This window comes from Ectothiorhodospira lacustris (genome assembly GCF_022227845.1).
Lineage (GTDB): Bacteria > Pseudomonadota > Gammaproteobacteria > Ectothiorhodospirales > Ectothiorhodospiraceae > Ectothiorhodospira > Ectothiorhodospira lacustris.
The window spans coordinates 81220-108217 of sequence record NZ_JAJNQN010000003.1; the positions used below are offsets into that span (position 1 = coordinate 81220).

The 26998-nt window shown below is 65.1% G+C and carries 23 protein-coding genes; 9 read left to right on the forward strand and 14 right to left on the reverse strand.

Features of this window, described 5'->3' with window-relative positions; genetic code table 11:
- Nucleotides 1–10: 10 nt before the first annotated feature.
- The 3 genes from LQ956_RS03635 to LQ956_RS03645 all read right to left on the reverse strand — a co-directional run bounded on the left by LQ956_RS03635 (nt 11) and on the right by LQ956_RS03645 (nt 6016).
- Complete coding sequence (locus LQ956_RS03635) at nt 11–1456, reverse strand: TolC family protein (RefSeq protein WP_238629557.1); 1446 nt, start codon at nt 1454–1456, stop codon at nt 11–13.
- 241 nt (nt 1457–1697) lie between these two features.
- The gene (locus LQ956_RS03640) at nt 1698–4811 is read right to left on the reverse strand and encodes an efflux RND transporter permease subunit (protein WP_238629503.1); all 3114 of its coding nucleotides are present in this window, start codon (nt 4809–4811) and stop codon (nt 1698–1700) included.
- The gene (locus LQ956_RS03645; RefSeq protein WP_238629504.1) at nt 4811–6016 is read right to left on the reverse strand and encodes an efflux RND transporter periplasmic adaptor subunit; all 1206 of its coding nucleotides are present in this window, start codon (nt 6014–6016) and stop codon (nt 4811–4813) included. The genes LQ956_RS03640 and LQ956_RS03645 overlap by 1 nt, the downstream gene beginning before the upstream one ends.
- 413 nt (nt 6017–6429) lie before the next feature.
- On the opposite strand from LQ956_RS03645, the gene pabB reads away from it, so the two are divergent.
- Nucleotides 6430–7851, forward strand: coding sequence for an aminodeoxychorismate synthase component I (gene pabB, locus LQ956_RS03650; RefSeq protein WP_238629505.1), 1422 nt, complete (start codon nt 6430–6432; stop codon nt 7849–7851).
- A gap of 106 nt (nt 7852–7957) precedes the next feature.
- The gene (locus tag LQ956_RS03655) at nt 7958–9613 is read left to right on the forward strand and encodes a methyl-accepting chemotaxis protein (RefSeq protein WP_238629506.1); all 1656 of its coding nucleotides are present in this window, start codon (nt 7958–7960) and stop codon (nt 9611–9613) included.
- Between the two features lie 62 nt (nt 9614–9675).
- Here the strand turns inward: LQ956_RS03655 and LQ956_RS03660 are convergent, their stop codons facing one another.
- Together LQ956_RS03660 and LQ956_RS03665 are read right to left on the reverse strand one after the other, a co-directional pair.
- Complete coding sequence (locus LQ956_RS03660) at nt 9676–11061, reverse strand: GTPase/DUF3482 domain-containing protein (RefSeq protein WP_238622168.1); 1386 nt, start codon at nt 11059–11061, stop codon at nt 9676–9678.
- A complete protein-coding gene (locus tag LQ956_RS03665) occupies nt 11058–12575 on the reverse strand; it encodes a DUF2868 domain-containing protein (RefSeq protein WP_238622169.1) in 1518 nt (505 codons plus the stop codon). The genes LQ956_RS03660 and LQ956_RS03665 overlap by 4 nt, the downstream gene beginning before the upstream one ends.
- 284 nt (nt 12576–12859) lie before the next feature.
- Between LQ956_RS03665 and LQ956_RS03670 the strand changes: the two genes are divergently transcribed.
- On the forward strand, nt 12860–13861 hold the full coding sequence (locus LQ956_RS03670) for an alpha/beta fold hydrolase (protein ID WP_238629507.1): 1002 nt from the start codon (nt 12860–12862) through the stop codon (nt 13859–13861).
- Here LQ956_RS03670 and lexA read toward each other — a convergent pair.
- The 3 genes from lexA to LQ956_RS03685 form a co-directional block, all read right to left on the reverse strand.
- Nucleotides 13853–14452 (reverse strand): transcriptional repressor LexA, encoded by a 600-nt coding sequence (lexA, locus tag LQ956_RS03675; RefSeq protein WP_238622171.1) that lies wholly within the window; start codon nt 14450–14452, stop codon nt 13853–13855. The genes LQ956_RS03670 and lexA overlap by 9 nt on opposite strands.
- Before the next feature lie 128 nt (nt 14453–14580).
- The gene (locus tag LQ956_RS03680; RefSeq protein ID WP_238622172.1) at nt 14581–15360 is read right to left on the reverse strand and encodes an ABC transporter permease; all 780 of its coding nucleotides are present in this window, start codon (nt 15358–15360) and stop codon (nt 14581–14583) included.
- A gap of 1 nt (nt 15361) precedes the next feature.
- Complete coding sequence (locus tag LQ956_RS03685) at nt 15362–16300, reverse strand: ATP-binding cassette domain-containing protein (protein ID WP_238629508.1); 939 nt, start codon at nt 16298–16300, stop codon at nt 15362–15364.
- A gap of 336 nt (nt 16301–16636) precedes the next feature.
- Here LQ956_RS03685 and LQ956_RS03690 point away from each other — a divergent pair, with 336 nt between their 5' ends.
- From LQ956_RS03690 to LQ956_RS03705, 4 genes are all read left to right on the forward strand, one after another.
- Nucleotides 16637–17539, forward strand: coding sequence for an NAD(P)-dependent oxidoreductase (locus LQ956_RS03690; protein WP_238629509.1), 903 nt, complete (start codon nt 16637–16639; stop codon nt 17537–17539).
- A gap of 74 nt (nt 17540–17613) precedes the next feature.
- Entirely contained in the window at nt 17614–18417 is an 804-nt protein-coding gene (gene ubiG / locus LQ956_RS03695; RefSeq protein ID WP_238629510.1) for a bifunctional 2-polyprenyl-6-hydroxyphenol methylase/3-demethylubiquinol 3-O-methyltransferase UbiG, read from the forward strand.
- On the forward strand, nt 18402–18539 hold the full coding sequence (locus LQ956_RS03700) for a hypothetical protein (protein ID WP_008932661.1): 138 nt from the start codon (nt 18402–18404) through the stop codon (nt 18537–18539). The genes ubiG and LQ956_RS03700 overlap by 16 nt, the downstream gene beginning before the upstream one ends.
- A gap of 68 nt (nt 18540–18607) precedes the next feature.
- Nucleotides 18608–18961, forward strand: coding sequence for a metalloregulator ArsR/SmtB family transcription factor (locus LQ956_RS03705; protein ID WP_238622176.1), 354 nt, complete (start codon nt 18608–18610; stop codon nt 18959–18961).
- Between the two features lies 1 nt (nt 18962).
- Here the strand turns inward: LQ956_RS03705 and LQ956_RS03710 are convergent, their stop codons facing one another.
- From LQ956_RS03710 to LQ956_RS03720, 3 genes are all read right to left on the reverse strand, one after another.
- Entirely contained in the window at nt 18963–19151 is a 189-nt protein-coding gene (locus LQ956_RS03710; RefSeq protein ID WP_238629511.1) for a hypothetical protein, read from the reverse strand.
- A gap of 63 nt (nt 19152–19214) precedes the next feature.
- Nucleotides 19215–20042, reverse strand: a complete 828-nt coding sequence (locus LQ956_RS03715; RefSeq protein WP_238622178.1) for an ion transporter — start codon at nt 20040–20042, stop codon at nt 19215–19217.
- 112 nt (nt 20043–20154) lie between these two features.
- Nucleotides 20155–21099 carry an L-lactate dehydrogenase gene (locus tag LQ956_RS03720; RefSeq protein ID WP_238629512.1) on the reverse strand — a complete coding sequence of 315 codons (945 nt, stop codon included), beginning with the start codon at nt 21097–21099 and terminating at the stop codon, nt 20155–20157.
- 542 nt (nt 21100–21641) lie between these two features.
- Here LQ956_RS03720 and LQ956_RS03725 point away from each other — a divergent pair.
- Entirely contained in the window at nt 21642–22067 is a 426-nt protein-coding gene (locus LQ956_RS03725; RefSeq protein ID WP_238621947.1) for an FHA domain-containing protein, read from the forward strand.
- Between the two features lie 356 nt (nt 22068–22423).
- Here the strand turns inward: LQ956_RS03725 and LQ956_RS03730 are convergent, their stop codons facing one another.
- From LQ956_RS03730 to LQ956_RS03740, 3 genes are read right to left on the reverse strand one after another with little or no spacing between them, the layout of a single operon-like run.
- The gene (locus LQ956_RS03730) at nt 22424–23038 is read right to left on the reverse strand and encodes a Maf family protein (protein WP_238621946.1); all 615 of its coding nucleotides are present in this window, start codon (nt 23036–23038) and stop codon (nt 22424–22426) included.
- Nucleotides 23038–24861: a sodium-extruding oxaloacetate decarboxylase subunit alpha gene (gene oadA / locus LQ956_RS03735; protein ID WP_238629513.1), complete on the reverse strand. Its 1824-nt coding sequence runs from the start codon at nt 24859–24861 to the stop codon at nt 23038–23040. The genes LQ956_RS03730 and oadA overlap by 1 nt, the downstream gene beginning before the upstream one ends.
- A gap of 18 nt (nt 24862–24879) precedes the next feature.
- Complete coding sequence (locus tag LQ956_RS03740; protein ID WP_238629514.1) at nt 24880–26298, reverse strand: acetyl-CoA carboxylase biotin carboxylase subunit; 1419 nt, start codon at nt 26296–26298, stop codon at nt 24880–24882.
- Between the two features lie 123 nt (nt 26299–26421).
- Here LQ956_RS03740 and LQ956_RS03745 point away from each other — a divergent pair, with 123 nt between their 5' ends.
- Nucleotides 26422–26967 carry a YceD family protein gene (locus tag LQ956_RS03745; protein ID WP_238629515.1) on the forward strand — a complete coding sequence of 182 codons (546 nt, stop codon included), beginning with the start codon at nt 26422–26424 and terminating at the stop codon, nt 26965–26967.
- Nucleotides 26968–26998: the final 31 nt, after the last annotated feature.

Consider the following 26998-nt stretch of genomic DNA (forward strand, 5'->3'; position numbering starts at 1 on the left):
TGAAAAGTTATCAAAGATCGACCCGTTCCGCGCCCGGCGCCTCGATACCCCGTCGCAGCAGCAGGGTACCGCTCTGGCGGTAGAGTTCGGTCAGGGCCTGACGGTGACGGATCAGGGCCTCGACCTCTTCCAGTTGGCTTTCCAGCAGGTCCCGCTGGGCCTGGGAGACGGCTAGGGCGGTACCGGTACCCACCCGGAACCGGACCTGTTCCGTGCGTAGCACTTCTTCCTGCAGTTCCCGGGTGAGACGGGTGGCCTGGATCTGTTCCCGGGTGCGGTTGGCCTCGAACCAGGCATTTTGCACGTCCAGGGCGGTGAGTTGTTGGAGATTGCCCAGGGCCTCCATGGATTGCTGACGGGTCAGGCCCGCCCGTTGGGATTCCGCCCGCGCGGCGCGGTTGCCCAGCGGGTGTTCCAGGCGCAGACCGGCGCTGTAGTCGTAGCCGGGGCCGTCGAGTTCCCGCCAGGCCTCGCCGAAGGCGGCGGCATAGCCGGTCTGGCCCAGGGTGATGAACAGATCCAGCCGGGGCAGCAGGCCCTGGCGGGTGCGGATCACCTCCAACTCTCCCCGCTGCACCCGCAGCCGGGCCTCGTTCAGATCCGGACGATGGTCCCGGGCCAGGGCCAGGTGCAGGTCCACCGGCTCCATGGGGGGAACCTGGTGATCCGGTTGATCCAGGTGGGTGACGGCGGTGCCCCAGTGGGCATGCCTGGGGTTGATCAGTTGCAGCAGCCGGATGCGGGCACGGGCCTGGTCGGAACGGGCATTGATCAGTCCCTGGCGGCGCAGGGCCTCTTCGGCCCGGGCGGCGGTTTCCTCGGTTTCCGGCCGTTCTCCCACCCGGATGCGCTGGCGGGTCTCTTCCAACTGCCGGCGGGCCACCGCCAGGGATTCCTCGAAGATGGTGGTACGGCGGCTGGCCAGGACATAGTCCCAGTAGGCCGCTTCCACATCGGCCACCAGGCTCTCGGCAAAGCCGCGAAATTCGTACAGGGAGCTTTGGGTATCCAGGCGGGCCTGCCTTAGACGGGCCAGGTTGGAGTCGATGCGTGCGCCCCGCAGCAGGGCCTGGGTCAGGGTCAGGCCCGCCCGTGTGGTGAACTGTTCAGTGGTCTGGGTGGAGTCACTGCGCACCGTCCGCAGGGAGAGTTCCAGGTCCGTGCCCGTGGGCAGGCTCTGGCGCAGGCCGCCCTCGAAGATGTCCCGGTCGGAGCGAGTGATCTGATCGGGAAAATCGGGGCGTTGGTCGAACTGGCGGACGGTTTCATCCCGGCGCAGGCTCATCTCGGCGAACAGCACCGGGTCGAATACCGCCCGCTCCACCGCCTCGAATGTCCCGGTGATCAGGGGCTGGAGCTGCTGGACCGCGAGGGAGCGGTTGTTTTGCAGGGCGAGGAACACGGCTTGTTCCACCGCCAGGAACAGGGACTCCGGCGTCAGGGCGTCCGGGTCCATGGCGCCGGCGGCGGAAGGGGTGACCGAGGGCAGGTGATCGGGGACGGGCAGATCGTCGGGCAGGTGGGCATCCAGGCGTTCATCCAGCCAACCGGGCGGGGTGTAATGGGCGGGCATCTCCTGCCGGGCCTGAGCACCGCTACCGAGTATGAGCGCCACCAGGCCGGTGGCGAGGATGATCCCGGCTGGACGCCGTCGGGTCGCCGGTTCGGTGTGGTTCAGGTCTCGTCGATGCGGGCGATCAGGCTGGGGCATGGGTCAGGGGTCCGTCAACGGTCTGCCGGGAGGGCCTGTCCCGGTGGAATAGGGTGTACAGGGCCGGGATCAGCAGCAAGGTGATCAGGGTGGAACTGATCAGGCCGCCGATTACCGCCCGGGCCATGGGAGCCTGGGCCTCGGCGCCTTCGCCGAAACCCACCGCCAGGGGGATCAGGGCCAGGATGGTGGTCAGAGAGGTCATGAGGATGGGGCGCAGACGTCGCCGCGAGGCCTCGCGGACCGCCTCGCGGACCTTCAGCCCATCACGGCGGTGCAGGCGGGCACTCTGGTCCACCAGCAGGATGGCGTTGTTTACGGAAATCCCGGCCAGCATGATGATGCCGATCAGGGACTGCACGTTCAGCGTGGTGCCGGTGACCAGCAGCATGGCCACTACCCCGATCAGCGCCAGGGGGACGGCGAACATGACGATGAAGGGGTCGCGCAGGGACTCATACAGGCTGGCCATCACCATGTAGACCAGGGCGATGGCCATCAGCAGGGCCAGCCCCAGTTCGGTGAAGGCCCGCTGCTGTTCCTCCACATCGCCGGCAAACAGGATCTCTACGTTGCGGGACAGGGGCATCGCCGCCAGTTCGGCACGCACGTCGGCGACGATGGCGCCCAGGTCCCGGCCGGAGATGTTGGCGTTGACGGTGTTGACCCGTTGTTGCTCCTTGCGCTCGATCTGCAGGGGGGCGACGGAGGCCTCGAGGGAGACCAGGTTGCGCAGGCTGACCGGTTCCCCGTCCCGTCCCGGCAGGGTGATGTTGAGGATGTCGTCCAGGCTCAGGTGCTCGGCACCCTGCAGCTGGACCCAGATGCGGGTCTCGGTGCCGCCGTCCCGAAACTGGCCGGCCATGCCGCCGCTCAGGGCCGTTTCCAGGGTCCGGGCCACCTGGGCCACGCTGATGCCCAGGTCGGCGGCCCGGGCCCGGTCGATGCGCACCAGCTGTTGCTGTCGCCCGTCCTCCCGTCCCAGACGCACGTCGGTGATGCCCTCGATAGCCCTGATGCGGGTGGCCAGGTCCCGGGCGACCAGGTCGATGGTCTCCAGGTCGAAGCCGCGGACTTCGATGCTCAGCTGTTCCCCGTCCTGCCCGCCCCCCATGCCTCGCATCATCATGCCCTGGCTGGCGCGGATACGGACCGTGATGCCGGGGATCTCCGTGACCTCCCGGCGCAGGGCGGCAGCAATCTGTTCAGTAGAACGGCTGCGTTCCGCCAACGGCATCAGGGCGATGTTCAGATTGGCGGTGGAGGGGGAGGTGGCCCGGAAGCCCGAGGCCCCCACACTGGCGATCATGCTGCTCACCTCCGGTACCTCGGCGGCGACGATGGTTTCGATCTGCCGGACGGCGTCATCCAGGACCTCGATGCGGGTGCCCGGCTCCATCTCGATGCTGATCCGCAGCTGGCCTTCATCCGTGGCGGGCATGAATTCGGTGCCCAGGCGGGGGATCAGGGCCATGGCGCCGATGAAGAGTCCAAGGGTCACCGCGATGACCACCCAGCGATGGTTCAGTGCCCGTTCCAGTAAGGCCAGATAGCCCCGCTCCAGCGCGCCCACCAGGCCGCCGGCCGCCGTCCCCAGCCGCCGGATGCCGCCGGGGGTGGCGCGGGTCTTCACCGTCGCCTCCCGCCCCATCAGCATGGGGACCAGGGTCAGGGCTACTAGCAGGGAGCAGAATAGGCTGAAGGCCACCACCAGGGCCAGTTGCTTGAACAGGATGCCGGCCAGCTCCTGGGCAAAGAACATGGGCAGGAAGATGGCCAGGGTGGTGAGGGTGCTGGCGGTGATGGCGGCGGCCACATCGCCGGTGCCCCGGGTGGCGGCTTCCACCGCGCTCATGCCGTCTTCCTTGCTGCGGCGGGCGATGTTCTCGATCACCACGATGGCGTTATCCACCATCAGGCCCACCCCCAGGGCCAGACCGCCCAGGGTCATCAGGTTGAGGGTGAAGCCGCCGAAGTAGATCAGCCCGAAGGTGGCGATCACCGACACCGGAATGGCGGTGGCGGCCACCAGGGTGAAGCGCAGGTGGCGCAGGAAGAACAGTAGCACCAGCACCGCCAGGCTGCCGCCGTAGAGGATGGAGCGGCCCACGTTCGCGATCGAGCGTTCGATGTGTCCGGCGGTGTCGATGGCAGTGGCGATGTTGAGCTGGGGGAAGTCCCGGTCCAGGCGCAGGATCTCTTCTTGCACCGCCCGGGAGACCTGGACCGTATTGGCATCCGACTGTTTCTGGATGGCCAGGCGCACGCCGGGGGCGTCATCGATGCGAATGATGCGGGTGAGGCGTTGATGGGTATCGCGCACCTCGGCCACCTGATGCAGATGGATGGGGGCACCGTCCCGCATCGTCACCACGGTGGCGCGGATCTGGTCCAGGTTTTCGAACTCGCCGGGGGTGCGCAGACGCAGGTCCATGCGGCCCCGCACGATCTCGCCGGCGGGGTAGATGACGTTGGCATCCCGCAGGGCCTGGCGGATCTCGTCCAGGCCCAGGCTCAGGGCCTGGAGACGGTCCGGGTCCACTTCTATCCGGATTTCACGCTCCAGCCCCCCCCAGACATCTACCGCTGCCACGCCCGGCACACGCTCCAGGCGGGGACGGATGCGGTCGTCGATGAGTCGGCGCAGGTCGATGGGGTCCAGGTTGCCCCCCACGCCGATCATCATGATCGGGAAGGCGGTACTGTCGAAACGTCTGACCAGAGGGCGCCCGGCCTCTTCGGGCAGGGCGTTGATGATGCGGTCGAGACGGTCGCGGACTTCGTTGGTGGCGGCGTCCAGGTTCGTGCCCCAGCCGAAGGAGACCCGCACGTTACTGGAGCCTTCCGATGAGGTGGAGGTGACTTCCTCCACCCCGGGTACCGCCGAGACGGCCTCTTCCACGGGCCGGGTGATGAGCTGTTCGATCTCGTCGGGACCGGCATTGCTGTAGTCGGTCATGATCGAGACGGTGGGAAAACTGATCTCCGGCATCAGGTCGATGGGCAGACGAAACAGGGACATCAGCCCCAGGGTGACCACGATGGCGGTGACCATGGCCGTGAAGATGGGGCGCGTGACGGTGAAGCGGGCCGGATTCATCAATGGTTGCTCCCGGTCTCCACATCATCCAGTTCATCCCGGTCAACCGGACGCAGGCGGGTGCCGTCGCTGATCAGGTGATGGCCTAAAGTGACCACCCGCCCCTCCAGGGTCGGGGTGATGATCTGGACCCGGTCCCGTTCCTCGATACCGGTTTCCACCGGGACAAATCGTGCCGTGGGTCCGGTGTCCGTGGTTTCCACCAGGAACAGGCCCGGCCGACCCTGGCGCTCCACCAGGGCATCCACCGGTACCAGGGTGGCATCGGACAGGGTGCGGGTGATGATGCGGGCCTCCACGAACATGCCGGGCCGCAGGCGCTGATCCTGGTTGGGCACATGGATCTCCACCCGTGCCTGGCGGGAGGCCTCCCTGAATTCCGGGGATAGCCGCTCCACCCAGCCCGGGAAGGTCTCTCCCGGGTAGGCGATGGTGGTCAGGGTGACCGGCTGGCCCGGTGACAGGCGGGCATAGTCCCGTTCCGTGACGAACACCCGGGCGCGCAGGGGGGTGAGGTCAACCAGGGCCAGGATGGGCGTATTGGCCTGCAGGATGCTGCCCCGGTCCACGAAACGATCCGCCACCAGCCACCGGGTGGGTTCCGCCTTGGCATCGGCGTGGATGCGGGTATAGGCCAGCCGGATTTCCGCATTGCGCACCGCCGCCTGGCGCTGGTCGATCTGGGAGCGGGCGAGCGCCACCCGGGCCTGCTGGGCGTCCAGTTCGGTCTGCGCCGCTTCCAGTTCGGACTGGGAGGCGATGCGCTGGGTGCGCAATTCCTGGGTGCGGACAAGGACCCGCCGGGCGGCGGCCAGGGCGGCCTGAGATTCCCCCAGGCCGGCGCGGGCCACGGCCAGCTCGGCCCGGGCCTGCTCCAGGCTCTGCCGGACCTCGTCATCATCCAGTTCCGCCAGCAGGGCATCGGGTTCGACGGCGTCGCCGATGTCCACGTGCAGGTGTTCCAGACGTCCGGCAATCCGGGTGGCGATCTCTACCCGGTGGGCGGCCACCAGGGAGCCGGTGAAGATCACCTGTTCGGTGATGTCGCCGCTGGCGATCGGGGCCACGGCCACGGGCACCGCCGTCTGGCCGCGCTGAGCGGCGGCGGGCTGGGCGGCGTCATCGTCGCCCAGTCGGAATAGGAGCAGGATGAGTAGCACGAGGGCGGCGGTGGCGGCAGCGGTAAGCAGGTGTTTCTTTTTCATCAGCGGCTAATTGTCCTGAAACGGGGGCAATGCATTCAAGGGACCACAATCCGATCATCGGGTTCGTGAAACACTGAACAGGCCTCCCGCCGTGATGATGCGTCAAGGTGGGAGCCAGGGGTCTTGAGCCTGTGGCTGGATTCCCGCTTTCGCGGGAATGACGTTCTGATGGGTGTCACTTCCGTCTTGTTGCCGTCATTTCCGCCCCCACTCCCGTCACTCCCGCGAAAGCGGGAGCCCAGCGGGCCGCTCACTCTGTCCGGAGCTGCTCCCGGATCACTCCCGCGAAAGCGGGAGCCCAGAGGTTTCGGCAACCTCCTCTTGGGCTCCCGTCTGCCCGGAAATGACTCATCCGTAATATCCTTCGGTAGAATGCCGGTCTTTTCCTTATCTTCCCATGGATTCATCATCTGATGTGCGCCGTGTCCCTGGCACCCCTGCCGTATCCCGAGGATTCCTCCCATCTGTTTGAGTGTCTTCTGGAAGAGCCTTGGGCGGTCTTTCTGGACAGCGCCCGTCATGGCCGCCCCCTGGGCCGCTTTGACATCCTCGCGGCCGATCCCTTCATGACCCTGGTGACGGAGGGTGAGTGTACCCGGGTGCTGAACCGGGAGGGTGGGCTACTGGAAGAAACGCCGGCGGACCCCTTCGAGGTCCTGCGCGCCTGCCTGGGGGCGCCCGGCCCTTCGGCGGCCGGACTGCCGTTTGTCGGCGGGGCCATCGGCTATTTCGGCTATGATCTGGCGCGGCGCCTGGAGCACTTGCCCTGTCTGGCGCGAGATCGTGAATCCCTGCCGCAGATGATGCTTGGTGTCTATGACTGGGCGGTGGTGGTGGACCACGCACGGCGTACCTGTGTGCTGGTGGGGCAGGGCAGGGATCCGCGCACCGCCAAGCGTTGGGAGGCACTGGTGAGGCGTTTCCGCCGCCCTGCGCCGCCGTCTGCCCGGGGTGGTTTTGTCCTGCAGGGACCATTGCGTGCCAACCTCTCGCCCGCTGAGTACCGGCGGCGGTTCATTCAGGTGCAGGATTTCATTCGCGAGGGTGACTGTTACCAGGTCAACCTGGCTCAGCGTTTCGAAGCGCCTGCCGGGGGCGATCCGTGGGCGGCGTTTCGTCGGTTGCGTGAACTCAGTCCCGCCCCCTACGGGGCCTTTCTCCGGTTTCCGCAAGTGGCCATCCTGAGCAACTCGCCGGAGCGCTTCCTGCAGCTTCGAGATGGGTGTGTGAGTACCCGCCCGATCAAGGGCACCCGTCCCCGGGGGGCGACGCCCGCCGAGGACGCGCAACTGCGGCGGGCTCTGGCGGCCAGCGACAAGGATCGGGCCGAGAACGTGATGATCGTCGATCTATTGCGCAATGATCTGGGCAAGACCTGCGCCACCGGCAGTGTGGCGGTGCCGGCACTGTTTGCGGTAGAGAGTTATGCTACCGTACACCATTTGGTCAGTACCGTGACCGGGCGACTGGCGCCGGGACGGGACGGCATTGATCTGCTGCGGGGTTGTTTTCCTGGAGGGTCCATTACCGGGGCTCCCAAGCTGCGGGCGATGGAAATCATTGAGGCACTGGAGCCGCATCGCCGGGGGGTTTACTGTGGTGCCATCGGCTATGTGGGTTTTGATGGTGCCATGAATACCAATATCGCCATCCGTACCCTGATCCACAGCCACGGCATGTTGCGGTTCTGGGCAGGCGGAGGTATCACCGCCGGTTCACGGGCGTCGCACGAGTATCAGGAGACGCTGGACAAGGCATCGGCCATGATGCAGCTTCTTGATGTGAGCGGGTTCGGTGGTCATGGGATTCAAGAAACCACCCCGGACGGCCGATAAATGTCCTGTGTGCAGGCAGGTGCCTTTCCATCCTTGATGCGCTCCTGCCTGTCCACCCCCCCCAGGCGTTGGCAGCGTTGCCTTTTGTGATACCCGAGGACAGCCCATGTTAAACAACATCACCATCCGTGTTCGACTGATCCTTCTGGCCGTCGTAGGTCTGACCATGGTGGGTGGGCTGCTGTCCGTGGTGTCTTACCAGGCTGCGGGCGATACCGCCCGCAGCCTGGTGGAGCACAGCCTGCTGGTCAAGGCGGATGGCGATCTCAAGGCTGCCCGGGTTTATGTCCAGCAGTATTACGGCGAGCTGAGGTTGCAGGATGGCCGGCTGGTGGATGCTCAGGGGGTGCCGCTGGAAGGGCGCAACGACATGGCTGATGCCATCGGCCGTGATCTGGGGCTGGTGTTCACCTTTTTTGCCGCCGACCGCAATGAATTCGTCCGGGTGTCCACCAGTTTGATCGGCGCCGATGGGCGTCGGGCTATCGGTACGCCGTTGGGACGGGATACTCCGGCCCACCAGACGGTGGCCAGGGGGCAGCGTTACGTGGGGGAATCCGTCATTCTCGGCAACCCCTATCTGACCGCCTACGAACCCATTTTCAACCAGCGCAATGAGGTGATCGGGATCATGGGGCTGGGCATTCCCCGGGCTCAGGCCGACGGCATCGTGGCCGCCGGCATGTCCAGTCTGTTGGGCCGGATGGTGTTGACCCTGCTGGTGATTCTGGCCTTGGGCATGGTCGGCGCGGTGCTGTTTGCCCGTTCCATCGTCAATCCGATCAAGGAAGTGGGGACCACCCTCAGGGACATTGCCGACGGGGAGGGGGATTTGACTCGTCGACTCAAGGTGACCGGAAAGAACGAACTGGCCGATCTGGCTTCGGCGTTCAACGCCTTTGCCGAACGCATTCACGAGCTGGTGCGCCAGGTCTCCGTGGCCACGTCCCAGCTGGCCTCCGCTTCGGAGCAGCTTTCCACCACCTCCGAAGAGACCCGGCAGCAGGTGCATCACCAGCATTCGGAGACGGATCAGGTGGCCACCGCCATGAACGAGATGACCGCGACCGTGCAGGAGGTGGCCAGGAATGCCACCGAGGCGGCCCACGCGGCCCAGAAAACCCAACACGAGACCCATGCGGGCGGTCAGGTGGTGAAGCAGACCATCACCGCCATCGAGGCCCTGGCGGGTGAGGTGGAAAATGCCGCCGAAGTGATCGGACGCCTGTCCACCGACAGCGAGGAGATCGGCAAGGTACTGGACGTGATCCGCGGCATCGCCGAGCAGACCAATCTGCTGGCGCTGAATGCGGCCATCGAGGCGGCCCGGGCCGGCGAACAGGGACGGGGATTTGCCGTGGTGGCCGATGAGGTACGTACCCTGGCCAGCCGGACCCAGTCATCCACCAAGGAGATTCAGGCCATGATCGAACGGCTGCAGAGCGGTACCAGCGGGGCGGTCAAGGTGATGGAGCAAGGCCGCGGCAAGGCCAGGGAGAGTGTGACTCAGGCCGCCAAGGCAGGCCAGTCACTGGCGACGATCAATCAGGCCATTGCCGGCATCAACGACATGAACGCCCAGATCGCCAGCGCGGCGGAGGAGCAGTCTGCGGTGGCGGAGGAGATCAATCGCAATGTCTCCAATATCAGTCACTCTGTGGATCAGACCTCCCGGGGTGCCGCCCAGATTGCCTCGGCCAGCGATGAACTGGCCCGTCTCGCCGCTGATCTCCAGGGTCGGGTCGGTGGTTATCGCATTTGACTGGACCCGATCGTGCCCCACCCCCTCGCCCCCCCTCCGGAGAGGGGTGAGGCTGCCCTGAATCAGGGGGGGGCGGCATCTCCGGCCAGGACGCGGGTCAGGGTGTCCAGGGCCTGAGCACGGGCACGGGATTCGGTGCCGCCCGTGTTGGGATTCAATCTTGACCACTCCGGATGCAGCCGCGCCTTTTGCACCGGTTTGGGCAGTGAGCCCTTGCGCCAGGTCTCGTCCGCCGGTGCGCCCAGTTGCAGTGCCTTGTCGGCTCCGTGCCCCCGGTGGATCAGGGCCTGCACCAGCTGGTGCTGACGCAGGGCCAGGAGCCGAAGGGTGTTGTTGTTGACCCGTAATTCCCGGTGTCCCTGCAGCCGCTGCACGAGCCGCCGCCCCAGATCCAGCGTGTTGCCCAGCAGGGCACCGGTTGCCGCCCCCACCGCCGTCCCGGCGCCCAGGGTGGTGCCCAGGGCCATGACATCCACCGCCATCCCCATGGCGCCGCCGACGGCGGCCCCCTCGCCGGTGCGCAATCCGTAGTGGCGCAGCGCCTCGGCGGTGAACAGGTCCAGCCCCCACTGACCGTCCTCCAAGGGCAGGCGTTCGCCCAGGTAGTCGCTGGGGCGAAACCGGAACAGGTTCAGCAGGGCGTCCACGCAGGTCTGTTCCCGCTCCCGTACCCGGTTTTGCAGGGTATCCATGGCCCTTTGGGTGTCTTCCCGTCCGCCACCTTCCACCACCATCATACAGGCGGCCACATCGATGAGCATGTCGGCCACGGTTTCCGCCGCCGCCTGCCGGAGCCAGCGGGCTTCACGCTCCCGTGCCTGCATCAGCCTTTCCAGAGGGGCACGCCAGGCGTCCAACAGACTGCGCAGCTTTTCGTACAGACGCAGTTCGCCCTGCAGGTCGTAGACCACGGAATCGAAGGTGATGACCGCGTGCAGGCCCAGCCGCCCCAGGGCCTCCCGCCATTCCTGGGCCCGGTTATGGGGACCGGCGACGAAATTCAGCACCGGTAGCAAGGGACGGGCGCACAGTCCCAGCACGGCCAGTTCGTCCCGGTACTTGCCCAGCACCGGCTCCCGGGCATCGATCACGTATAAACCTACCTGAGAGGCCCGCAACTGGCGCAGTACCTTGGTCTCCTGATCGAACCGACCGGCCGCATCCGGGGATTCCAGAAAGCGTTCCAGGTCATCCGCCCCTACATGGCGTCCACCGCCGGCCTCGTCGAGCCAGTCCAGAATGCCGGGGGCATCTTCCAGGCCCGGGGTATCGTACAGGGCCATGAGAGGTTCCCCTTCCACCAGCAGCTGGGTGCCCTCCACATGCCGAGTGGTGGCGGGGGCATCACAGACTTCGCCGAATTCCGTATCCCGCGACAGGGTACGCAGCAGCGAGGTCTTGCCGGTATTGGTGTGGCCAACCACGGCCACCTGCAGGATCGAAGTCATGGGGTTGCATCCTCCGCTGAAGCAAAGGCCGCCAGCAGGATGTCCTGGGCTGGCCGATCACCATCCGCCGGTCGCTCCGGCAATAGCCGATCCACACCGGCCTTGTCCACCAGCTGCTCCCAGGCCGTGCGTCGGGCTCGAAGGTCGATGCCGCGGGCCTGTGCCATGTTCTGCTCGTCCAGCAGCACCCAGACAGGGGCACGGGTCCGGGAGCGCAGTTCGGTCAGGAAGCCCTCGGTGCTGCGATCCGGGGTGCGGGCCAGGGAACAGACGGCCACCACCACGGCGGGGTCCGGCTGCAGGCTCTGCGCCGCGGCCAGGACATCCCGCCGCGTATGCCGGTCGTCCACCTGACCCAGGGGGATCCAGTCCGGTCGTCTGTGATGCTGGATCCAGTGGCTGTCGGCTTTCTCCAGTTCAAAGCCCAGCAAGGCCAGGGCGCCCCCCCCATGTCGCTCTCGATGGCGGAGGGGCTCGGGGGGGTGGATCAGGGTCAGCGGCGGCGGGTCCACGACCCCCAGGCGCTGGGAGTTGGGCAGCAGTCGGTGCGCGAGGCGGGCATAGCCCGGGCTGGCCAGGTCCAGCCGCAGGCTTCGGCGGGCTCGGCGTGCCATGAGGGCGCACCACAGGCCCAGGCCCAGTCTGGGCAGCAGGCCATAGAACAACAGGCTACCCAGCAGCCAGCTTGACCACTGCACCCGCCCCAGGGCGTCTTCGGTGACGCCCAGCCGGCTGGCGCGGATCAGTGCCTCATCGGGCATGGGCAGCCCCAGCCAGCCCGGCAACAGGCCCAGGGCGGTGATCAGGCCGACGAAATGATCTTCGGCCAGCAGGGTGGTGCCCCAGACAAAATCATACTGGCGTACGCTCAGGGCCCACAGGCACATGAACAAGGCTCCGGCGGTGAAGGCCGACCAGATGAGGTGGGTGAGGGTGCCTGCAGACCAGCGTCCCAGGCCATTGCGGCTCATGAGCTGGAGCAGGGCGCGGATGGCCAGCACCGGTGCCTGACCCCGGACAATGCGCCGTGCCAGTCCCCCGCCCAGGCCCAGCACCCCCTGACCCAGCAGGCCGCCGCCGCCGCGGGGGCGGACCAGCATGATCAACGCCCACAGCAGCAGCATGAGAAGCTGCACGCCCAGCAGGCTGCCCAGGGTCCAGAGGATGTTGATCTGGGAACTGCCCGCCACCAGCGGCGCCGCCAGGGCCGCCCCCGCCGCCGCCATGCCGCTCAGGCCCGTGAGCAGCAGGATCAGCGCCAGTATCCACCCCGCCAGGGCGCGGGCGCCGCTGAGGGATTCATGCACCTGGATCCCCAGGCGCGTGGCCCCCGCGCGTACCAGCACACGATGTTCCAGATCTCCCGCGGCGTCACGCCCTGCCTGCCAGGCCGGCGTCTCATCGATCACGCGGCCGGCACTATCCTCATGCAGGCGCACCGCCTCGGCGACGAGACGGTCGGTGAAGCGGTCATGGGGGGCTGGGCTCGCCCTGTCGGAAATATGGGTATTCATTGCCGGCACACTATAAGGCCAGGTCCCCTGGACGCCAACCTGAGCGCAAGGCAATTCGGCACGGTGTCGTCCCCTAGGACAGGCAGAGGCCATGATTATGTCATTGATCGACCGGGTCGCGTCAGTTGCCCGCTTGGGGCCGGTAATGTTTAGATGCCTCTCTCTCCCAGTCCCCTGCCGTCACTCCCGCGAAGGCGGGAGTCCGGGATTTTCAGTCCGTGACTGGATTCCCGCCTTCGCGGGAATGACGTATCCAGAACACCCCTTATGAAATGGAAGCCGATATGTTTCGATGGTTGCTGATCCTGTTGGGCGGGTTGCTGTCCCTGGTGCTTGTGGCGGGCCTGTTGGGACCTTTTCTGGTTTCGCCCGGGCCGCTCCCCGGGCTGTCTTCGGCAGCGGAGGCGGCCCTGCCGGAGAGTCGTTTCCTGACCATCCCCCATGACGGCACGGACGGTCTGCAGATCCACTATCTGGCTCGGGAACAAGAGGGCGTCGAGGGACCCGTCTTGGTACTGCTTCATGGCTTCACCTTCAACGCCTTCACCTGGAACCAGGTGATGGATGATCTGGGCGAGGTGGGCAGGGTGCTGGCCTATGACCAGGTGCCCTATGGACTGAGCGCCAAGCCGGTGCGGGGGGAGTGGTCCGCCGGCAATCCCTTCACCAAGGCCGCGGCGTTGGAGCACTTGTTTGCCTTTCTGGATGCCAAGGGGGTGGAACAAGCGGTGCTGGTAGGTAATTCCTCCGGCGCCACCCTGGCCATGGAGGCGGCCCTGAGCCGGCCCGAACGGGTAAGCGGGCTGGTGCTGGTCAATCCCTGGGTCTATGTGAACCGGCCCAGCTTTCCCGCCGCGGTGGCGGAGCTACCTCAGCTGCGGCGTCTTAATCTGTTGTTGGCTCGCCGGATGGGGGGCAGCGGCGCGCTGCTGGACCTGTCCTACCATGACCCGGACCGCATCACCGACGAGCGCCGGGCACTGACCACCTTGCACACCCGGGTGCGGCACTGGGATCTGGCCTGGGGGGAACTGTTCGTGCGCGCCATGTCCAGCCCGGTGGATGTCAGCGCCCATCTGGCCGACATCCGTCAGCCGGTCCTGGTGATCATCGGCGAGCAGGACCGGGTGGTGGCCCCGGAGGACTCCCGCCGCGCCGCCCTGGCCCTGCCCGCAGCGACCTGGGTCAGGGTGCCCGACTGCGGTCATGTGCCCCAGGAGGAATGCCCGGAGGCGGTGGTGTCGCTGGTGCGCCGGTGGCTGCAGGCCCCGGCGACCTCACCATGAGCCGCTGCGGATGACCCCCACGCCGATGCCCTCGATGTCCAGGAACTGGCTGCGCAGGTCCACGTCAATGGGCCGGTAGTCGGGATTTTCCGGCTTCAGCCGGACCCGGTGACCTTCCCGTTCAAAGCGTTTCACCGTCACCTCGTCTTCCAGGCGGGCCACTACGATCTGGCCGTTGCGGACCTCGCTGGTGCGATGGACCGCCAGCAGGTCCCCGTCCAGGATGCCCGCCAGGCGCATGCTGTCACCCTGGACCCGCAACAGATAATCCGGGCGGGGACGAAACAGGCGCGGGTCCAGCTGGTAATGATCCTCGATATGCGCCTCGGCCAGAATGGGTTCTCCGGCGGCCACCCGTCCTACCAGGGGCAACCCCGGTCCTTCCCGGAGCCGGATGCCTCGGGAGGTGCCGGCCAGGATCTCGATGGCGCCCTTGCGCGCCAGGGTGCGCAGGTGGCACTCGGCGGCGTTGGGGGAACGAAAGCCGAAGGCCCGCATGATCTCTTCCCGGGTGGGCGGCATGCCGTTGGACTGCAGGCAGTCCCGGATGAAATTGAGGATTTCCGTCTGGCGGGGGGTGAGCTTTTCCATGACACAGCTTCTCGTTCACTGGCCCTGGGATCCCGGGCTGACGGGTCACGGGTTCAGGCGCCTTCGGTCGGTTGGCGGGAGTATATCTTTGCACAGTAGGCCAAGCCCCGGTCCCTTGCAAGTCGTGATCAGCACATCAGTCGCTTGCGCAGCAGTCTCGTGGCCACGGCCAGCCCCACCAGGCCATAGACCAGCATCACCGACAGGTGCAGCACTACCTGGTTCGGCCAGGCCCCGGTCAGCAGGGGGCGCACGATCTCCACCACATGGACCAGGGGCAGAATCCAGGCCAGGGCCACCACGGCGCCGGGGAGCTGTTCCAGGGGAAAGAAAACCCCGGAGAGCAGCAGCATGGGGGTGACCGCCAGGGTGAAATAGTAGAGGAAGAAGTCGTAGCTGCGGGACACGGCGGTGACGATCATGGCGCAGGCACCGAAGCAAAAGCCCGCCAGCAGGATGACCGGCAGGGCCAGCAAGGCGCGCAGATCACTCACCAGACCCAACACGGCGGCCACCAGCAGGATGGCGCCGCCACTGAAGAGGGCCTTGGTGGCGGCCCAGACGATCTCGCCCAGCACGATGTCGTCCAGATTGAGGGGGGCGCCCAGCATACCGTCCCAGGTCTTTTGTTCCGACATCCGGGTATAGGCGGAGTACATGCCCTCGAAGCTGGCGGTGTACATGGCGCTGGAGCAGACGATGCCCGAGGCCAGAAAGACCATATAGGGCAGTTCGCCCAGATCCCCCACCAGACGACCGAAGCCGTAGCCGAAGGCCAGCAGGTAGAGTACCGGCTCGCCGAAATTGCCCAGGATGGAGGGCACCATGATCTTGCGCCAGACCCGCAGGTTGCGGCGCCAAACCGGGATGAATCGCAGGCTGAGCCTGGGCAGCGGATAAGCAGGCATGTCAGTCCCTCAGTTCATGGCCGGTGAGCTTCATGAAGACGTCTTCCAGGTTGGCGGGGCGGTGCAGGTACCGGATGCTGGCCTGTTCCAGCGCGGCGGTCAGGGGCGCGGCCTGCAGGGTATAGATCAGGGCCAGGTCCCCCATGCGCCAGAGCCGCGCCGACAGATCCTCGGCCTGTGCCTCCAGCCAGGCCATTGCCGCCGGTCCATTGAGTTCCAGCACATGGGGTTCGATATGGGCACGGATCAGGGCCTGGGGCGATCCCTGGGCCACCACGCGGCCCTGGTCGATGATGGCCAGGCGATCACACAGCCGCTCTGCTTCCTCCATGTAATGGGTCGTGAGGATCAGGGTGGTGCCGCCCCTGAGCAGTCCGCGCAAGCATTGCCAGATATGGTGCCGGGCCTGGGGATCCAGGCCCGTGGTAGGCTCGTCCAATACCACCAGCTCGGGGCGGTTGATGAGGGCGCGGGCCAGGGTCAGGCGCCGCTTCATGCCGCCGGAGAGGGCAGTGATGGGGGCCTCCCGGCGCGACTCCAGGCTGGCGAATCGGAGCAGTTCCTCTACCCGCTCACGGCGGACCTGTCCTTTGAGACCGAAATAGTCGGCGTAGGTGTGGAGATTTTCCCGCACGGTGAAGTCCGGATCCAGGGTGTCGAACTGGGGCACGATCCCCAGTCGCCGGCGGGCCTCCCGCGCCCGTTCGGGGATGGGTTCACCAAGCACGGACAGCGTGCCCCCATCGGGCGGCGTCAATCCCAGCAGCATGCGCAGGGTGGTGGTCTTGCCGGCGCCGTTGGGGCCCAGTAGGCCGAAGCATTCGCCTGGCTGGACCGTGAGGTCGATATGATCGACCACCGTGCGGCCGTCATAGCGCTTGACCAGCCCTCTGGCTTGGGCAACGGGGGCGGGGATAGAGGGGGGATTGAGCGGGTCCATGTGGGGCAAGGCAATCCTTACGGGTCTTGGGGCGTTGGACAGGCTAACCTATCGGCGGACATTTTTGTCGGTCCCGCCCCGGTGAAGGGGGGATGTCGTCAGACAGCAAACCCTGGGGGAAATATCCAGGGAGAGAGAATATCCAGAGATGTTCTGAATCCGTCATTCCCGCGTAAGGGGAATCCAGTCACGGGCACAGGCCGACACGCTTTGACTCCCGCTTTCGCGGGAGTGACGGTAAAGGGAGTGACGGTAAAGGGAGTGACGGGAGCGACGGCACAAGGATGTGTTCGGTGCTTCTCCCGGTTTTTTCAATAACGCTGAGGGAGTTTTTCAATGACGCTGAAAATCGGCTGTATCGGTCTGGGCATCATGGGGCGCCCCATGGCGGGGCACTGGCTGGCGGCGGGGCATGACGTCACCGTCTGGGCCCGTCGCCCGGAGACCGTGACCGCCCTGGTGGGGCAGGGTGCCCATCTGGCCGACAGTCCTGCGGATCTTGCCCGGCAGGTGGATGTGGTCTTCACCAACGTATCCGATACACCGGACGTGGAACAGGTCCTGCTGGGGCCTGAGGGCGTGGCCGCCGGTGCCCTTCCGGGCCTGATCGTGGTGGACCACAGTACCATCTCGCCCACGGTCACACGCCGGCTCGCCGGCACCCTGGCCGCACAGGGGATTCATCTGCTGGATGCGCCGGTGTCCGGCGGTGAGCGCGGGGCCGTCGACGGCACCCTGACCATCATGGTGGGTGGCGAGGCCGCCATCCTGGAGCGGGTACGACCGCTGCTGGAAGTGGTGGGGCGGACCATCACCCATGTGGGTGGTCATGGTGCCGGTCAGTTCACCAAGGCCTGTAATCAGCTCATCGTCGCCCAGACCATGGTGGCCGTGTCCGAAGCCATCAGTCTGGCGGAGGCGGCCGGGGTGGACCCGGCGGCCATGCGCGAGGCCCTCATGGGCGGTTTGGCCTATTCCCGGGTGTTGGAGGTGCACGGGGAGCGCATGATCCGGCGGGAGTATCCCCCGGGCTTCAAGGCCCGCCTGCACAACAAGGACATGGCCATCGTCCTGCAGGCGGCGGCGGATCTGGGTCTGCCCCTGCCGGGCACCGCCCTGTCCGCCCAGTGGATCAGTGCCGCTGTGGGACTGGGGCATGGGGAGGAGGATTCTGCCGTGGTGGCCGAGGTACTGCGACGGCTGGCGCCGCCGGGACCCGTGAACGGCGGCGGGCACTGAACGCGCCGTGACACAGCCGAACCGGGATGGGGATACAATGTCCATTGAGCAGATGATCAGATATCGGAGCGAACGTGACCCCGCCTGAAGCCCCCCAGCCGTCTTCCATCGACCCGGAGGAGGTGGCCCGTTATACCGCACTGGCGGATCGCTGGTGGGACGAGAGCGGTCCCTTCTGGCCTCTGCATACCCTCAACCGGCTGCGCACCGACTACATTTGCGACCGGCTCTGCGCCCACCTGGGCCGCGATCCGTCGGTGCCCCGTCCCCTGGAGGGCCTGCGCCTGCTGGACATCGGCTGCGGCGGCGGCATCCTCAGCGAGTCCATGGCCCGTCTGGGCGCCCGGGTCGAGGGGGTGGACGTGACCGAAAGGAACATTGCCGTGGCCCGGCTGCATGCCGAGCGTTCCGGACTGGATATCCATTACGAGGCGGTGCCGGTGGAGACCCTGGCCGCCCGCAAAGAACAGTACGACGTGGTGCTGAACATGGAAGTGGTGGAGCATGTGGCGGATCTGCCGGGCTTCATGGCTGCCTGCAACCGGCTGGTCAGGCCGGGGGGACACAGCTTTATCGCGACCATCAACCGCAACCCGGTGTCGTTCATCGTGGCCATCCTGGGGGCGGAATACATCCTGCGCTGGTTGCCCCGGGGCACCCATCAGTGGCGCCGCTTTCCAAAGCCCTCGGAACTGGAGGCGCTGCTGGCGCCGTACGGCCTGCAGGTACTGGAGCGGACCGGCGTCAGGGTCAATCCCTTCAACCGCGGCATGCACCTCACCGGCTACATGGGGGTGAACTACATGCTGATGACAACCCGGACTCCCGCTTTCGCGGGAGTGACGGAATTGAGGAGTCGCACATGTGGTGGTTCGTGATCGGATATGCTCTGGGCCATGTGGGTTTCCTGCTGGGGTCCATGCCCGTCATCGTGGCGGGCGGCGTGCTGTTTCTCTACGGGGCCTACGTGGTGGTCTACGGCCGGGACGGGCGGGAGTGACCTTTCCTGGACGGTGATCGACGGGGCCGGCTTGTTCCCGGGTTGGCCCATGGCCTATATTCACCTCCATGACGATCTCGCCGGAATCCGTGTTCAAGGCCCTGTCCGACCCCACCCGCCTGCGGTGCCTGGTCCTCCTTACCGAGGAAAATTCTCTGTGCGTGTGCGAGCTTACCCACGCCATCGGTGTGCCGCAGCCAAAGATGTCCCGACATCTGGCCCTGCTGCGGGAAAGCGGCCTGGTGGCCGATCAGCGCCGGGGGCAGTGGATCTTCTACCGCATCAACCCCGCGTTGCCGGTCTGGGTGCGGGAAGTGCTGCGGCAGACGGCCCAGGCCTGTGCCGACAAGGGACCCTACACCGGCGACCGGACGCGCCTTGACAGCATGGGCGGCCGCCCCGAGAAAGGGTGTGCCGCCTGAGCTAGAAATCCCGTCTTTCCCAGAGATCCCGTCGGTCCTTGCGCCGGTCCCTGCCGGACCTGCGCGGATCTTTTTCGAGTTCGAAACGGATCATTTCCCTGCGATCAGGCTGTTTGCGCCGCTCTCCCCGGCGCCGTTCGGGGCCGGTATAGGGTTGCGGGTTGTCCGCGGACGTGGGTTCCTCGCTCACTGATCACCTCCTTCGGGACAAGGCCCGCCCCAAGGGCGGGCCGTGGATGCTTGAGGGCCTGGCTTATGCCTTGCCGCGTAACTGCGAGATTTCCTGCCGCAGGGCCGAGATCTCATGGCGCAGGGCCTTGAGATCTTCGTGAAGCTGCACGTTTTCCGCATGGACCACCTCTTCAATGGCGTCATGCTCGAATTTCTGCTGTTCTTCCTGCATGGACTGCATGGTGTTCACGATGATGGCGATGAACAGGTTAAGTATGGTGAACGTGGCAATCAGGATGAAGGGCACGAAGAACACCCAGGCCCAGGGGTAGGTTTCCATCACCGGACGGGAGATGCCCATGGACCAACTTTCCAGGGTCATCACCTGGAACAGGGTGTACATGGAGCGACCCAGATGACCGAACCAATCCGGGTAGGAATAACCGAACAGGCCCGTGGCGATCACCGCAAACACATAGAACAACAGGATCAGCAGCCCGAAGATGGACAGGATGCCGGGAATGGCCTTGAGCAGTGCCTCGACGATGAAGCGCAGCTTGGGCACCATGGAGACCAGGCGCAGCACACGCAGAATACGCAGCACGGCCAGCGGGCCGGTGGTGGGGATCAGGGCAATGGTCACCACCAGGAAATCGAACACGTTCCAGGGGCGCCGGAAAAAGCCCAGGCCCTGGGCATAGAGCTTGAGCAGGATCTCCACCACGAACACCCCGAGGATGACCCGGTCGGCACCTGTGAGCCAGGGACCTGCCAGTTCCATCAGTGTAGGTGAGGTGGCCAGGCCGAGTATCGCGGCATTGATCAGGATCAGGATGATGATCAGGCGCTGAATGGGCGCAGATTCGATGAAGGCGCCCACTCGGGCGCGAAGGCCGGCCTCGGCTTGCATGTTAGAGTACTCCCGGGTACTGTGTTGCGGCTGGAAAAACGGGCCGGGGCGGCCCGAGCGTGGGGCAGATTAATGAAATCCGCCCTCCGGCACAATCATCAGGGGCATGGAATCAATCCAGTTGCATGCCTTGCAGGCTGTGCTTGAGCACGTCGGCGGAGTCATGCATGCCCTTGAGTTCTTCTTCATTGATCAATGGGGCAACCTGGGCCTCGATCCCCTCCCGGCCAACGATGCAGGGGATGCTCAGACAGACATCCGCCAGGCCATAGGTCCCGGCCGGGTTGACGCTCACCGGCAGGACGCTTTTCTGATCCTCCAGGATCACACTGATCAGGTGGCTGATCACCAGGCCGATGGCGGTGTTGGTGTAGCCCTTGCGTGCAATGATGTCGTAGGCGGCATTTTTCACCCCCTGGAACAGGCGCTGCATGGCTTGGGCATCGAAATCCCGACCGTTGATGGTCTGCTGATGGATGCTCAGTCCTCCTACCCTCGCGGTGCTCCAGACCGGGACTTCCGAATCACCATGTTCTCCCATGATATAGGCGTGGACGGAGCGGGGGTTCACCCCGTAGTAATCCCCCAGGGCCGCCCGGAAGCGGGAGGTATCCAGCATGGTGCCGGTGCCGATGACCCGTTCCGGAGGGCGCCGACTCAGGTGCTGCATCACGTAGGTCAGGATATCCACTGGATTGGTGGCAATGACCAGGACCGCGTCGGGGGCGTGTTGATCCAGATGGGCGGCGATTTCCCTGAACACGGCGGTATTGCGGTTGAGCAGTTCCAGGCGGGACTCCCCCGGTTTCTGGCTGACCCCAGCTGTGATGACGATCACGCCGCACTCGGATAGATCCGGGAAGTCTCCCGCCAGGACCGAAACCCGGCCCACCAGGGATTGCCCGTGCATCAGATCCATGGCCTCACCTTCGGCCCGCCGCCGATCCCGGTCCACCAGGATGATGCGGCCGGTGATCTGTTGCTGGAACAGGGAGTAGGCGGCGGCGACACCCACGTTACCCGTGCCAATGATACCCACGTTGCTGAGTCTGCCCATCTGCGATGCCTCCAAAGATGCTTTACACTCTCAAAACGTCGACGATTTGCCTTTTATCGACATGGTGCGGGTCTTCCACGACCCACGGCCGGGAAGGTGCATCCCGGCGTGGCTCTTGACCAGTTGCGCGACAGGCCCCGCCGTTCAGGGCGGGGAAGGATAGCGCGCGGCGCGGGAATCTCCCTTGTGGAGATTTTCATAGCGCCACTATACTGGCCATGTTCTTATGAACCTACGGTCGGGCGGACCGAAAGTCACGCCTGTCAGATACGAGAATGTGAGTCCTGGGGAGCATGGGTGGTTCGCCGCCGTAAAAGCTCCCGCGTGGAGCTTAGCGGCGATAACCAAGCCATCTCCTTGGGCGGTCTCGGGGCAGGAACCCACCGAAGCGAGGACAACCTCGCCGTAGGAATCATCTTCCTTCTGGGAGAGGAAGACGTCAAAGCTAGTCTGGATGAATTCAGCAGGCCATCACAGAACCTTTTGCAAAGTCGATGTAGAATCCTTATAAAAATATTTTGCAGAACAAGGGTGGTTCGCAGATGAAGTCTGTTCCCGGCATTCCAGATGATGAGCATGAAGAAGGCTCTCCGACTCAGCGCATCAGTGCTGAGGCGGTGCGTGCGCTGTACAACCTCGACGCGGTCATGGCCTTCTCGGTGCATGGGGATAAGCATGAGTTCAAGGCTGGGGCGCGGGTCTTTGTGGTCGGCCGCAGTGCCGACTGTGACCTGGTGGTGAATGTGCCCGTTGCCTCCCGTCACCATGCGCGGGTGATCTACCGCAAGGGCAAGTTCGTGTTGGTGGATCAAAGCACCAATGGCACCTATGTCCGCATCCACGGCATGGACGAGATCTGTCTGCTCAATGGTGAGGAGCTACCGCTGGTGGGGGAGGGGGTCATCAGTCTCGGGCGCCCCGTGACGGAAGGCGATGTGGATCTGGTGACGTTTTCCGTGCCCCACTAATACCAACCCGGCAATCAAAAGTCTTTGATTGAATATTTTAAGTCATTGGTTTTTATGTTTAAATTTGAAAAATTCATGGTTGTTTGATTGCCGCCTCAATAGCAGCGAATATCACTTTTCAGGCAAATTTCAGATAAAGCCTACCGAGCCAGTGGTGAAGGGCTCTTGCCGGCACCCTTGGGGGGCCTGTCATCACTCCCGCGCGGGAGTCCAGGGTTTCCACGCCGTGACTGGGTTCCCGCTTTCGCGGGAATGACGCCCAAAGCCGCAGGAATGATGCCCAAAGCCGCGGGAATGACACCCAAAGTTGCGGGAATGACACCCAAAGTTGCGGGAATGACTCATCCGGAACATCCTCAGGGGCAGTCGGCTGCCGGGTTGCCCAGGACCGGGATCCCGGCCCGGGCCAGCATCCGGCATAAACGGATCAGGGGCAGACCGATCAGGGCCGTGGGGTCATCGCCTTCCAGGCGCTCGAACAGGGCAATGCCCAGGCCTTCCGACTTGAAGCTGCCGGCACAGCCGTAGGGCTTTTCCCGGCGCACGTAATCCTCGATCTCTCCCCGGCTCAGCGCGCGGAAATGCACCCGGAAGGGCACCACTGCCTCCTGTCGTTCACCGCTTCCGGCATCCAGCAGGCACAGGCCGGTATGAAAGGCCACGCTGCGTCCCGAGGCTGCGCTCAGTTGGGCCACGGCCCGGTCATGGCCGCCGGGCTTGCCCAGGATGCGACCATCCAGTTCCGCGCACTGATCCGAGCCGATGATGAGGGCGTCGGGGAAGCGGTCCCGGACCGCTTCCGCCTTGGCCCGGGCCAGGCGGGCCACCATGGCCTCGGGAGATTCTCTCGACCGGGGGGTCTCGTCCACGTCGGGGGCGCAGGTCGCAAAAGCCAACCCCAGCCGCTCCAGCAGTTCACGCCGGAACGGCGAGGTGGAGCCCAGGACCAAGGTGCGGGGTGCCCGGTCCATCAGGCCTCCTCGATTTCCACCAGGGCATCGTCCGGGTTGACGCTATCGCCCTTGGCCACGTGAATGGCCTTGACCACGCCGCCCACCGGAGCCTGAACCTCGGTTTCCATCTTCATGGCCTCCAGGATCAGCACGCCGTCACCGGGCTTGACCGTATCACCTTCCTTCACCAGCACGTCGATGATGGTGCCCGGCATGGACGTGGTGACGTGGCCGGGCTTGGTGGCCCGGGGGCGTCCACTGCCCTGCCCCCCCCCGCGCCGGGCGCCACCTTCTCCGTCCACCAGGATCTCGTCCAGGGTCTCGATGACGATCTCTTCCGGCATGCCGTCCACGGTCACGTAGAAGGGACGCATGTGATCACGCTTGTGGCCGGTGCCGGTGAGCTTGATGTGGTAGGTCTCGCCGTGCAGAGTGGCCTTGAATTCCACCGGGGCGTTCTTTTCATCACCCTGGCCGCCCAGGGGTTCCAGGGGCTCGGGGACCAGCTTGCCATCCCGGCGCTGTTGCAGGAACTCCCGGCCGATTTCCGGGAACATGGCATAGATGAGGACGTCTTCCTCGGACTGGGCCAGTTCACCGATCTGGTTGCGCAGGGCATCCATTTCGTCGTCCAGCAGGTCCGCCGGCCTGCATTCGATAACGTCGGCGTGACCGATGGCCTTTTGCCGCACCACGCTGTTGACGTGGCCGGGGGTGCGGCCGTAGCGGCCCTGCAGGTAGAGCTTCACTTCGTTGGTGATGGTCTTGTAGCGGGACTCGGTGAGGACGTTCATCACCGCCTGGGTGCCCACGATCTGAGAGGTGGGGGTGACCAGCGGCGGGTAGCCCAGGTCCTCGCGTACCCGCGGGATTTCGGCCATCACCGCGTTCACCTTGTCCAGGGCGCCCTGGGCCTTGAGCTGGCTGATGAGGTTGGAGATCATGCCGCCGGGGACTTGGGTGGTCTGCACCCGGGTGTCCACGCCGGTATATTCACTCTCGAACTGGTGGTATTTCTTGCGAATCTCGTGGAAATAGAAGCCGATCTCCTGCAGCAGGTTCAGGTCCAGGCCGGTGTCGTACTCGGTATCCCGCAATGCCGCCACCATGCTCTCGGTGGGCGCATGGCTGGTGCCGCCGGCAAAGGCGGACATGGCGGTGTTGATGTTGCTGCAGCCGTTTTCGATGGCCTTGAGGTGGCACATCTCCGACAGACCGGCGGTGGCGTGGGTGTGCAGGTGTACGGGCACCTTCACCGCATCCACCAGGGCGGCGGTGATCTCGCCGGCGGCCCGGGGGGTAAGCAGGCCCGCCATGTCCTTGATGGCGATGCTGTCGCAGCCCATCTCCACCATCTCCCGGGCCATGGTCACGAACTGGTCCAGGGTGTGCACCGGGCTGGTGGTATAGCTGATGGCGCCCTGGGCATGCTTGCCCGCCTTTTTCACCGCCTCGATGGAGACCTGCACATTGCGGGTATCGTTCATGGCGTCGAAGATGCGGAAAACGTCCATACCGTTGTCGGCGCAGCGGGCGACGAAATCCCGCACCACGTCATCGGCGTAATGGCGATAGCCCAGTAGGTTCTGGCCCCGCAGCAGCATTTGCAGTTGGGTGTTGGGCAGGGCCTCGCGCAGCTTGCGCAGGCGTTCCCAGGGGTCCTCCTTGAGAAACCGCAGGCAGGTATCAAAGGTGGCGCCGCCCCAGACCTCCAGGGACCAGAAGCCCACCGCATCCAGCTTGTCGCAGATGGGGAGCATGTCTTCCGTGCGCATGCGGGTGGCGATCAGGCTCTGGTGGCCGTCACGCAGGGTCAGGTCAGTAATCGTTACCTTGGACATCTATCAATACCTTTTGTCTTAAAGACCCTTGTGAGCCGTGATGGCGGCGGCGATGACGGCAGCCAGTTCGCGGGTCGGTCTGCGTACGGAGTAGTCGGTCAGTTCGGGGTGGGCGTCCACATAGCCGGTGTCGAAATTGCCCCTGCGGAAGGCCTCGCTGTTGAGGATTTCCAGGTGGTAGGGGATGGTGGTTTTCACCCCGTAGACGCCCATGTCGCCCAGGGCGCGACGGGCACGGCGGATCAGGCTCTCCCAGTCCATGGCCCAGACGATGAGCTTGGCGCACATGGAGTCATAATGGGGCGGGATGTGGTAGCCGGTGTAGATGGCACCATCGGTGCGAACCCCCGGTCCGCCGGGGGCGAAGTAGCGGGTGATACGGCCGAAACTGGGCAGGAAGTCGTTCTTGGGATCTTCGGCGTTGATGCGAAACTCCACCGCAAAGCCCCGGCGGGTGACCTGACTCTGGGTATAGGTCAGGGGTAGCCCGGCGGCGACCCGCAGCTGTTCCTGGACGATGTCGATGCCGGTGATCATTTCCGTGACCGGGTGTTCCACCTGCAGGCGGGTATTCATCTCCATGAAATAGAAACGCCCGTCGGCATCCATGAGGAATTCCACCGTGCCGGCGTTTTCATAGTTCACCGCCCTGGCCGCCCGTACCGCCAGTTCCCCCACTTCATGGCGCTGGGCCTCGGAGAGCTGGGGGGAAGGGGCGATTTCCACCAGCTTCTGGTGGCGGCGCTGAATGGAACAGTCACGCTCGAACAGATGGATCACGTTGCCGTGGCGATCGGCCAGGATCTGCGCCTCGATATGGCGCGGATTGATGATGGCTTTCTCCATGAAGATCTCGGTGCTGCCGAAGGCCTTGGTGGCCTCGGAGCGCACCCGCTCATAGTTGCGGCGCAGGCCGGCCTCGTCATCACAGCGGCGGATACCGCGGCCACCACCGCCGTTAGTGGCCTTGAGCATGATCGGGTAGCCGATCTCCCGGGCCAGGACGGCGGCTTCCTCCACATCCTTGAGGTTGCCTTCGCTGCCGGGAATCACGGGGACGCCCGCGGCGATCATGGCCTCCCGGGCGGCGACCTTGTCGCCCATGCGCCGGATGATGTCTGCGTCCGGCCCCACGAACTGAATCCCCCGCCGGGCGCAGGCCTGGGCAAACTGGGGATTCTCCGACAAAAAGCCGTAGCCGGGATGGATGGCGTCGCAGCCGGCGCTACGGGCCACGTTCACCAGGCGATGGACATTCAGATAGCCGGAGAGGGAGTCGGGGCCGAGAGAGTAGGATTCATCGGCCTTCTTGACATGAAGGCCGTGACGGTCGGCGTCAGTGTAGACCGCCACCGAGGTAATCCCCATTTCCGCGCAGGCCCGGATGATGCGAACGGCGATCTCACCACGGTTGGCAATCAGTAACTTATTTATCACGCAAGCATCCCGCACGTTATAAGCAAAGTACTCAGTATCCTTGAACAGGGCAGGGGTTTTCAAGCAAAAGGCGGCAGATTGCTTTTGACACTGGTGCGAGAAGGCCTTTAGAATTGCGCGCTTATGTCCGACAGCCTGCTGCCCGAACTGGTCGATCCCTTCCGTCTTGCGGACAAGTCCCGTGTCCTGGACGGCGTACTTGATCTTACCGCCATGGAGCGTCTGGCGGAGGCAATGGGCCGATCGGCTCACGGTCTGTGCCGGGTGGTGTTGTGCTTTGACCGGGGAGCATCCGGCAGGCCCCGGGTGACCGGACATGTGGTGGCCGAACTGGCGCCCCTGTGTCAGCGTTGTCTGGAACCCATGGCCCTGCCCGTGGACACCCGCTTCGAGATGCGGCTGGTGCAGGAAGATCGTCACACGGCCGGCGCCCTGGACGAGGAAGACGTGCTGGTGGTCGGTGACGAACGGCTTAACCTGGCGGCGCTGGTGGAGGACGAGCTGATGCTGTGCCTGCCGGTGGTGTCCCTGCACCCGCTTCAGGACTGTGCCGTACGGTTCCAGCCTGAGTTCAGCAGCCGGGACGTGAAGGCCGCACACAAAACAGAAGAGAACAACCCGTTTGCCGTGCTGGGTCGCCTCAAGGGCGAACAGGATGGCGACAGTTGAAACACCCCATGCCCCCCGGGTTCCGGTCGGG